The 8,879-nt window shown below is 71.2% G+C and carries 8 protein-coding genes and 1 pseudogene; 4 read left to right on the forward strand and 5 right to left on the reverse strand.

Annotated features, from left to right (window positions below; all coding sequences use genetic code 11):
- The 3 genes and pseudogenes from ACTHMF_RS12135 to ACTHMF_RS12145 form a co-directional block, all read right to left on the reverse strand.
- Nucleotides 1–1,394 (reverse strand): annotated as a pseudogene (locus ACTHMF_RS12135) (excinuclease ABC subunit UvrA); the annotation flags it as partial.
- A 24-nt stretch (nt 1,395–1,418) separates the two neighbouring features.
- The gene (locus ACTHMF_RS12140) at nt 1,419–2,675 is read right to left on the reverse strand and encodes a D-alanyl-D-alanine carboxypeptidase family protein (protein WP_440317856.1); all 1,257 of its coding nucleotides are present in this window, start codon (nt 2,673–2,675) and stop codon (nt 1,419–1,421) included.
- A gap of 16 nt (nt 2,676–2,691) precedes the next feature.
- Nucleotides 2,692–3,519 (reverse strand): TrmH family RNA methyltransferase, encoded by an 828-nt coding sequence (locus ACTHMF_RS12145; RefSeq protein ID WP_440317858.1) that lies wholly within the window; start codon nt 3,517–3,519, stop codon nt 2,692–2,694.
- Between the two features lie 105 nt (nt 3,520–3,624).
- Between ACTHMF_RS12145 and ACTHMF_RS12150 the strand changes: the two genes are divergently transcribed.
- From ACTHMF_RS12150 to ACTHMF_RS12160, 3 genes are read left to right on the forward strand one after another with little or no spacing between them, the layout of a single operon-like run.
- Nucleotides 3,625–4,470 (forward strand): Sir2 family NAD-dependent protein deacetylase, encoded by an 846-nt coding sequence (locus tag ACTHMF_RS12150; protein ID WP_440317859.1) that lies wholly within the window; start codon nt 3,625–3,627, stop codon nt 4,468–4,470.
- 32 nt (nt 4,471–4,502) lie between these two features.
- Nucleotides 4,503–5,102 carry a histidine phosphatase family protein gene (locus ACTHMF_RS12155; protein ID WP_314146986.1) on the forward strand — a complete coding sequence of 200 codons (600 nt, stop codon included), beginning with the start codon at nt 4,503–4,505 and terminating at the stop codon, nt 5,100–5,102.
- Nucleotides 5,099–5,599 carry a GNAT family N-acetyltransferase gene (locus ACTHMF_RS12160; RefSeq protein ID WP_440317861.1) on the forward strand — a complete coding sequence of 167 codons (501 nt, stop codon included), beginning with the start codon at nt 5,099–5,101 and terminating at the stop codon, nt 5,597–5,599. Before ACTHMF_RS12155 ends, ACTHMF_RS12160 begins: the two co-directional genes overlap by 4 nt.
- Nucleotides 5,600–5,653: 54 nt before the next feature.
- Here the strand turns inward: ACTHMF_RS12160 and ACTHMF_RS12165 are convergent, their stop codons facing one another.
- Nucleotides 5,654–6,751 (reverse strand): glycosyltransferase family 4 protein, encoded by a 1,098-nt coding sequence (locus ACTHMF_RS12165; protein ID WP_440317863.1) that lies wholly within the window; start codon nt 6,749–6,751, stop codon nt 5,654–5,656.
- Nucleotides 6,748–7,656, reverse strand: coding sequence for an alpha/beta fold hydrolase (locus tag ACTHMF_RS12170; protein WP_440317864.1), 909 nt, complete (start codon nt 7,654–7,656; stop codon nt 6,748–6,750). Before ACTHMF_RS12170 ends, ACTHMF_RS12165 begins: the two co-directional genes overlap by 4 nt.
- Nucleotides 7,657–7,757: 101 nt before the next feature.
- On the opposite strand from ACTHMF_RS12170, the gene treS reads away from it, so the two are divergent.
- Nucleotides 7,758–8,879: maltose alpha-D-glucosyltransferase (treS, locus tag ACTHMF_RS12175; protein ID WP_440317865.1), on the forward strand; the 1,122-nt coding region annotated here is incomplete at its 3' end.

Here is an 8,879-nt window from a genome sequence, read left to right on the forward strand (position 1 = left end):
TCGAGGTGGCGCCCCGTGACGGTGTCGCTGCCACGGAGACCGTCGACCGTGCCCTCGAAGACGATCTGGCCGCCACCGGTGCCGGCCTGCGGGCCGAGGTCGACGACGTGGTCGGCGATGGCGATCGACTCCGGCTTGTGCTCGACGACCAGCACGGTGTTGCCCTTGTCGCGCAGCCGCAGCAGCAGGTCGTTCATCCGCTGGATGTCGTGCGGGTGCAGGCCGATCGTCGGTTCGTCGAAGACGTAGGTGATGTCGGTCAGTGACGACCCGAGGTGGCGAATCATCTTGGTGCGCTGCGCCTCACCACCGGAGAGCGTCCCGGACGCGCGATCGAGCGAGAGGGAGCCGAGCCCGATCTCCACGAACGAGTCGAGCGTGCGCCGCAGGTTCGCCAGCAGCGGCGCGACCGACGGCTCGTCCAGCCCGCGCACCCAGTCCGCCAGGTCGGAGATCTGCATGGCGCAGGCGTCGGCGATGCTGATCCCGCCGATCTTCGACGCCCGCGCGCCCGCGCTGAGCCGCGTCCCGCCGCACTCGGGACACGGGGCGAAGGTGACCGCCCGCTCCACGAAGGCGCGGATGTGCGGCTGCATGGCGTCCACGTCCTTGGACAGCATCGACTTCTGCACGCGCGGGACGAGGCCCTCGTAGGTGAGGTTGATGCCGTTGATCTTCACCTTGACCGGCTCGCGGTAGAGGAAGTCGTGCAGCTCGGTCTCGGAGTAGTCGGCGATCGGCTTGTCCGCGTCCAGGAAGCCGGACTCCGCGAACATCCGCACCGACCAGCCGTCCGCGGTGTAGCCGGGGACGGTGATCGCGCCGCCGCTCAGCGACTTCGTCTCGTCGTAGAGCTGCCCCAGGTCGATCTCGGAGACCGTACCCATCCCCTCGCAGCGCGGGCACATCCCGCCGGTCTGGCTGAATGTGCGCTCCTCGGTCTTGCCGCCGACCGTGATCGCACCGCTGCCGGTGACCGAGGGGATGTTGAAGGAGAACGCCTGCGGGGAGCCGATGTGCGGCTGCCCGAGCCGCGAGAACAGGATGCGCAGCATCGCGTTCGCGTCGGTGACCGTTCCGACCGTGGAGCGCACGTTCGCGCCGAGCCGCTCCTGGTCCACGATGATCGCGGTGGTCAGCCCCTCGAGCACGTCGACATCGGGCCGGGACAGCGACGGCATGAAGCCCTGCACGAAGGCGCTGTACGTCTCGTTGATCATGCGCTGGGACTCCGCGGCGATCGTGCCGAACACCAGCGAGCTCTTGCCGGAGCCCGAGACGCCCGTGAACACCGTGAGCCGGCGCTTGGGCAGCTCGACGCTGACGTCCTTGAGGTTGTTCTCCCGCGCGCCGTGCACGCGGATCAGGTCATGGCTGTCTGCCTCGATCGTCATGCCGCCCCCTTCGTCGTGCGCCGGTCAGGTCCCCAGGCCGCCCGGATGCGCCAGGCGCCATCCGAAGCCGGGATCCGGCACGTCCTTGGCGAGGGCCAGCTCGGCCGACTCGCTCTTCCCGTTCAGCGTGAACGTCACGCGTCCCACCACGTCGCCCTTGAATCCGGACTGCAGCGGGCGCGTCGTCACGTCCACCTGGATGGGCGTGTCCGACCAGACGACGAACGTCTTCGCCGAGGTCGCCACCAGCTTCGACGACGCGCCCCACGGCGTCGAGTACGAGCCGAAGACCTGACCGGTCGTCGACGCGTCCACCTCGTGGAAGCCGGCCCGCATGCTCTCCAGCAGGCCCTTCACGCCCGCCCACAGCGTGTCGTGGTCCTGCGCGCCGAGCACGACGCCGAGCACCCGGACCTTGGCCTTGCCCACCGGCACCTCGGCCGAGAACAGCAGGCAGTACCCCGCCTCGTCGGTGTTGCCGGTCTTGATCCCGTCGACCCCGTCCACGCCGAGCAGCGAGTTGGTGTTGTCCTGGGCGCCGGCGCCCGGCAGCGTCGCCGACTTCTGCGACACGATCGAGGACAGCGTCGGGGAGGCGAGGACGAGCTTGCCGATGCCGAGCAGATCCGCGGTTGTGCTCACGTTGCCGGGGTCGAGGCCGTCCGGCGTGACGACCTTCGTGCCGGTGAACCCCTTGGCCTTCAGCCAGCCGTTCGCCGCCTTCACGTACGCGCCCGTGGACCCGAACGCCCAGTTCGCCAGCGAGATCGCGTAGTTGTTCGCCGAGGGCAGCAGCATCGCGGTGAGCGCCTGCTTCTCGGTGAGGGAGGTGCCGGCCTCCACGGGGGCCCAGGACCCGCCGTCGGCGATCACCTCGTTCCAGATGTCGACGTCCTTCTGCGTGAACGCGATCTTCGGCCCCTCCGATGACCCGTCCAGCGGCTTCTTGTCCAGGATCACGAGAGCGGTGATCGTCTTGGTCATGCTCGCGATCGGCATGCTCGCGTCACTGCCGTGGGAGGCGGTCGCCCCCGCGTAGTCTGGCGCGGTGATCGCGGCCGACCCGTAACCGGGCCACGCGAGCTGCGCGGCCGTCTGGGTGATCGACTTCTCGTGCTCCGTGACCGCGGCGGTGGCGGGCACCGGTGCGACCAGCGATCCGAACACGTACAGGAACACCACCAGCAGCACACCGGCCGAGCCGAAGACCGCGAAGCGTCGGCGGCGGTAGACCGCCCTGCTCTGACGGCGCGGCGGATCGGCGATGACTTGCTGGGGCACCCTCGGATTCTATTCGTCACTCCCCCGGCGAGCGCTGAGAACGCGCCCGCAGGGCCCATAGCGCCACCGCGCTCGCGGAGGCGACGTTGAGCGAGTCGACGCCGTGCAGCATCGGGATGGTGACCACCGTGTCCGCGGCGGCGAGCGCGCTCCGCGACAGGCCGTCGCCCTCGGAGCCGAGCACCATCGCCACGCGCTCCGGCGGGTCGGCGGCGTACGCATCGAGCGTCACCGCGTCGTCGGCCAGGGCGAGGGCCGCGATGTCGAAGCCGGCGTCGTGCAGCAGCGGCGCCGCCTGGTCCCAGTCCGGGATGCGCGTCCACGGCACCTGCAGGACCGTGCCCATGCTCACCCGGACGCTCCTGCGGTACAGCGGGTCGGCGCAGCGCGGGCTGACCAGCACGGCGTCGGCGCCGAGGCCGGCCACGCTGCGGAAGATCGCGCCGACGTTGGTGTGGTCGACGATGTCCTCCAGCACGACCACCCGGCGCGCCTCCCGGAGCAGGTCGGCCGGGCCCGGCAGCGCGGGGCGGTGCATGGCGGCGAGCGCGCCCCGGTGCAGGTGGTAGCCGGTCAGGCGTTCGAGCACCGCGGCGTCGCCGACGAACACGGGGACGTCCGGGAAGCCGGCGAGCAGCGGCTCCACGTCCGGCAGCCACTGCTCCTGCAGCAGCACCGAGCGCGGCGTGTGGCCGGCCCGCAGCGCGCGGGTGATCACCTTGGTGGACTCGGCGATGTAGAGGCCGCCCTCGGGCTCGGTCACCCGCCGCAGCGCGACGTCGGTGAGGCGGGAGTAGTCGGCGAGGCCGTCGGCGTCGAGGTCGGTGATCCGCTGGATGTGCACCGCACCAGCCTGCCAGGCCCGCGGCTCCCGCGGGCGCCGGCGGCAGGAAATACGCTCGAAACACGCGCTGTTTAGACTCGTGTCACGACCTTCCGGAGGTGCTCCATGCCCACCCTCGCGCCCGCGTTCCCCGCCGAGCTCGCCGACGGGCTGGACCGCGCGACGGAGGTGCTCTCCGGCCGCAGGGTGGCCGTGCTCACCGGCGCCGGCGTCTCCACCGACTCCGGCATCCCGGACTATCGCGGAGAGGGTGCGCCCAGGCGCACCCCGATGACGTTCCAGCAGTTCCTCGGCGACGACCGCTACCGCAAGCGCTACTGGGCGGGCAGTCACCTCGGCTACCGCCGGTTCTCCGCCGCCCGTCCGAACGACGGGCACCGCGCGCTCGCCCGGCTGGAGGAGGCGGGCGTCACCAACGGCGTCGTCACCCAGAACGTGGACGGGCTGCACCTGCAGGCCGGAAGCAGGCGTGTCGTGGAGCTGCACGGCTCGGTGGAGCGCATCCGCTGCCTCGTCTGCGGGCAGATCTTCGCGCGCGGCGCGATCAAGGACAGGATCGACGCGGCGAACCCGCAGCTCGACACCGACGGCGAGGTGGAGATCGCTCCGGACGGCGACGCCATCGTCCGCGACGTCGACGCCTTCGTCGTCCCGGACTGCACGGTCTGCGGCGGCCACCTGAAGCCGGACGTCGTCTTCTTCGGCGAGTTCATCCCGCCGGAGACCTACCGGGAGGCGAGCGCGCTGGTCAGGACGGCCGACGCCCTGCTCATCGCCGGGTCGTCGCTCACCGTCAACTCGGGCATCCGGCTGCTGGAGGAGGCGCGGCGCCGCAAGCTGCCGATCGTCATCCTCAACAGGGGCGAGACGAAAGGCGACACCCGGGCGACCGTTAAGCTGAACGCGGGGACGACGGAGACGCTGGTCGAGCTCTCCCGACGGCTCGCGTAGCCCTCCGCGCGTCCTGCGGCGAAAGGACGCGTGTGACCCTCATCTCCCTCGTACGGCACGGGCAGACCGACTGGAACCTGGCCAAGCGCATCCAGGGCTCCAGCGACATCCCCCTCAACGCGACGGGACGCGCGCAGGCGGACGCGACCGGCAGGGCCCTCGCCGGCGGCCGCTTCGACGCGATCTACGCGAGCCCGCTCTCGCGCGCGCTGGACACCGGGCGGATCATCGCCGGGCACGTCGGACTGGGCGAACCGGTGCCGCTGGCCGCGGTCGCCGAGCGACGGTACGGCGAGGCGGAGGGCCTCACCGGCGCCGAGATCCTGGAACGCTGGCCGGAGGACGAGCCGGTCCCCGGCCGCGAGTCGCGGGACGAGGTCGTCGCCCGGGCGCTGCCCGCACTGCTGGAGCTGGGCGAGCGGCATCCCGGCGCGCACGTCATCGTCGTCAGCCACGGCGGCGTGATCGGGTCGATCGCCCGCCACGTCACCGGCCACGCCCGTCCCGGCCCCGGCGAGGTCATCCCCAACGGCTCGGTGCACCGCTTCCGCTACCGGGACGGCGCGCTCGCCCTGGATCGCTTCAACCTCGGCCCGGAGGACCACGACCTGCTCACGGCGTCGGTGCTGTGACCATTCAGCTGCGCGTCGCGCTTCCCGTGCCGCTCGCCGGCCACGTCCTGCGCTCCGCGACGGAGGCCGACGTCCCGGCGGTCGTCGCGCTGCTCGCCGACGATCCGATCAGCGCGGGACGCGGCGACCGGGCGCGGGCCGAGGACGCGGCCGCGTACCGGCGGGCGTTCGAGGCGATCGACGCCGACCCCGCGAACGTCCTGCTCGTGCTCGATCATCCGGACGACGGCATCGTCGCCACGATGCAGCTCACGCTCATTCCCGGCATGGCGAGGGCGGGCGCCTCCCGCCTCCAGGTCGAGGCCGTGCGGGTGCGGTCGGACCGCCGCTCCGGCGGACTGGGCGCGGCGATGCTGCGGTGGGCGATCGAGGCCGGCCGCGACACGGGCGCCGGACTCATCCAGCTCACCTCGGACGCGGCGCGTTCCGACGCGCACCGGTTCTACGAGCGGCTCGGCTTCACGCCCAGCCACGTCGGATTCAAGTACCGGCTCTGAGCGGCGTCCGCACCTCGAGCTCGGGAACTCCGGAGCTGCGGACGATCGCCGCCGTCAGCGCGCGCGCCGCCCCGCGCGGCCGGTCGTCGCGGTCAGCACGGTGAGCAGGTGCTCGGCCGACGCGTCCCAGCTGAACCGGGCGGCTTCGGTGCGCGAGGCGGCGGAGCGCTGCGCCCACACCCCCGGCTGCTCCAGGTGCCGCACCCGGTCGGCCAGCGCCTGCGGGTCGTCGGCGGCGAAGTACAGCGCGGCGTCGCCGCCGATCTCGCGGAAGATCGGGATGTCGCTGACGACCACCGGCGTCCCGAGCGTCATCGACTCCAGCAGCGGGATGCCGAAGCCCTCGTCCTTCGACGCGGTCACCAGCGCGGTCGCCCGCGCGAGCGTCTGCGCGTACTCCTCGTCGCTCGCGCCGTTGTGGAAGACGATCCTGGCATCCGGGGCGAGGGCGGACAGGCGCTCGGCCTCGTGCTCGCCGATCCTGCTCATCAGGTGCAGCTCGTAGCCGGGCAGCAGCGCGACGGCACGGACCAGGGTGTCCACGTTCTTGTACGGCATGAACGAGCCCATGTAGACGAGGCTCCGCGTCTCCGGCTCGGTCCGCTCCGCCTGCGCCTGCGCCTCGGCGGGCTCCGGCATGTTCGCCGCGTTCGGCACGACGTAGACCGGCCGTTTGGTCAGCCGGTGGTCGGCGATCAGCCGCTTGGTGGTGTTCGAGACCGTGACCACCGCGTCCGAGCGGTTGAGCAGCATCCGCTGCGGCCACCAGGACAGGTGGTACAGCCGCCAGAGCACGCGCACGAACGCCGGGAGGTCGCGCGGCGGCGTCGGATGCCGGTAGTAGATGAGGTCGTGGACGGTGAGGATCAGCCGGTACCGGCGGCCGAACCCGCCCATCGTCTGCATGGGCGTGAACACGACGTCCGGCTTCAGCTTGTTCACGCGCCGGGCGACCCACGGCTCCCCCACCGACGTCGGCGACGGGATCAGCTCCCACGGCAGGTCGGGAAGCATCTCCAGCTGCCGGTGGTCGCTGATCAGCATGGTCACGGCGTGGCGCTTCGCGAGCGCCGTGACGAGCTCCGCGCTGTAGCGGCTGATCCCGTCGTGGCGGCCGATGCGCGTGTAGCGGCAGTCGAACAGGACCCTCATGCCAGGAACTCCTCGATCGCACGAGCGGCCTCGAGAGGCTTCTCGTAGTGGATGAGGTGGCCGACGCCCTCGATCTCGACCAGCCGGGCGTCCGGGAACAGCCCGCGCAGCCGGCGCTCAGCGGCGATCGGGGTGATGTCGTCGTCCACCGCCGCCACCAGCAACGTGCGCTCGGGGATGCCCGCCGCGAACTCGCTGACGTCGTGCGACACCGACGCCCGGAACGCCTCCAGGACCACCCGGCGGTCGCTGAAGGCCGAGAAGTAGCTGTCGTGCTGGCCGTGGATCCAGCGCCGCAGCGCCGGCTCCTTCGTCTTCGCCATCGCGATGCTCATCACGCGGACGATGACCCGGTTGCGCAGCAGCGCGAAGCCGAGCCGCTCCGGCAGCACCGCGGCGAGCCAGTAGTAGAAGATCGCCAGCCGGGTGAGGATGCCGCGCGGCCCGTGCAGCGCGGGCTGGCCGATCGGGTTCACCAGGACGACCGCGTCCGGCCGGGGCGTCGCAGGGTCGGCGAGCGCGGCCGAGACGACGATGGAGCCGAACGAGTGCCCGAGGAGGACGACCCGGCCGCTCGGGGCGAGCGCCGCGACGAACGCGCGCAGCCAGCGGGCGTAGCCCTCGATGTCGTGCGCGGCCTCCGTCATCGGCGTCGACGCGCCGAAGCCGGGGAGGTCGGGCGAGACCAGCCGCATCCCGTCGAGCTGCGCGACGACCGGCTCGAGGCCGTGGTGGTCGCCGCGGAAGCCGTGCACCAGGACGAGCGTCGTGTCGGCGTCCTCGTCGCCGTAGTCCCAGTACCGCGTGGTCCCTCCCAGCAGGTCCGTCTCCGAGCGCCGGACGGGCAGCCGGCCGAGCGCCGCGGCGTAGGGTGAAGCCGTGTCTGGGACAGAGGTGGGGATCATCCCGACCAGTCTAGGCAGGACTGGACAGGCCACCTCCGCGACCCCCTAGACTTTGACGGTTGCAACCGCTTACATCGGCCGACGGGGCCGAAAGGAGAATCGTGAGCTTCACCGCCCCCATCACGCTGCCCGGACTCACGCTGGACCCCCAGTGGTACCGCCGAGCCGTGTTCTACGAGGTGATGGTCCGCTCGTTCGTGGACAGCAACGGGGACGGCTCCGGGGACATCGCCGGCCTCACCTCCAAGCTGGACTACCTGCAGTGGCTGGGCGTCGACGCGCTCTGGCTGCCGCCGTTCTTCCAGTCGCCGCTGCGCGACGGCGGCTACGACGTCTCCGACTTCAAGGCGATCCTGCCCGAGTTCGGAACCATCGACGAGTTCCGCGACCTGGTCACCAAGGCGCACGAGCGCAACATGCGCATCATCATCGACCTGCCGATGAACCACACTTCCGACCAGCACGAGTGGTTCCAGCAGTCGCGCTCCGATCCCGAGGGCCCGTACGGCGACTTCTACGTGTGGAACGACACGGACGAGAAGTGGCCGGACATCCGCATCATCTTCGTCGACACCGAGGACTCCAACTGGGCCTTCGACGAGGCGCGCAGGCAGTACTACTTCCACCGCTTCTTCTCGCACCAGCCCGACCTCAACTTCGAGAACCCCGCCGTGCACGAGGCGATGCACGACATCGTCCGGTTCTGGCTCGACCTCGGCGTCGACGGCTTCCGGCTGGACGCCATCCCGTACCTGTACGAGTCGGACGAGGGCAACGGCGAGGGCGAGCCGCCGACGCACGAGTTCATCAAGCGCCTGCGCGAGATGGTCGACCGCGAGTACCCGGGCCGCATGATGATCGCGGAGGCGAACCAGTGGCCCCGCGAGGTCGCGGCGTTCTTCGGCTCCGAGGAGGAGCCGGAGTGCCACATGGCGTTCGACTTCCCCGTCATGCCGCGCATCTTCTACGCGCTGCGCTCCCAGCAGGCGGTCGAGCTGATCCGCGTGCTCTCGGAGACGACGGACGTGCCGGAGGGCGCGGCCTGGGGCGTGTTCCTGCGCAACCACGACGAGCTGACCCTGGAGATGGTGAGCGAGGAGTACCGCCAGGCGATGTACGGCTGGTACGCGTACGACCCGCGGATGCGCGCCAACATCGGCATCCGGCGACGGCTCGCCCCGCTCCTGGACAACTCCCGCGCCGAGCTGGAGCTCGCGCACGCG

Origin of the sequence: Leifsonia sp., assembly GCF_051955155.1 — a bacterium.
Lineage (GTDB): Bacteria > Actinomycetota > Actinomycetes > Actinomycetales > Microbacteriaceae > Leifsonia.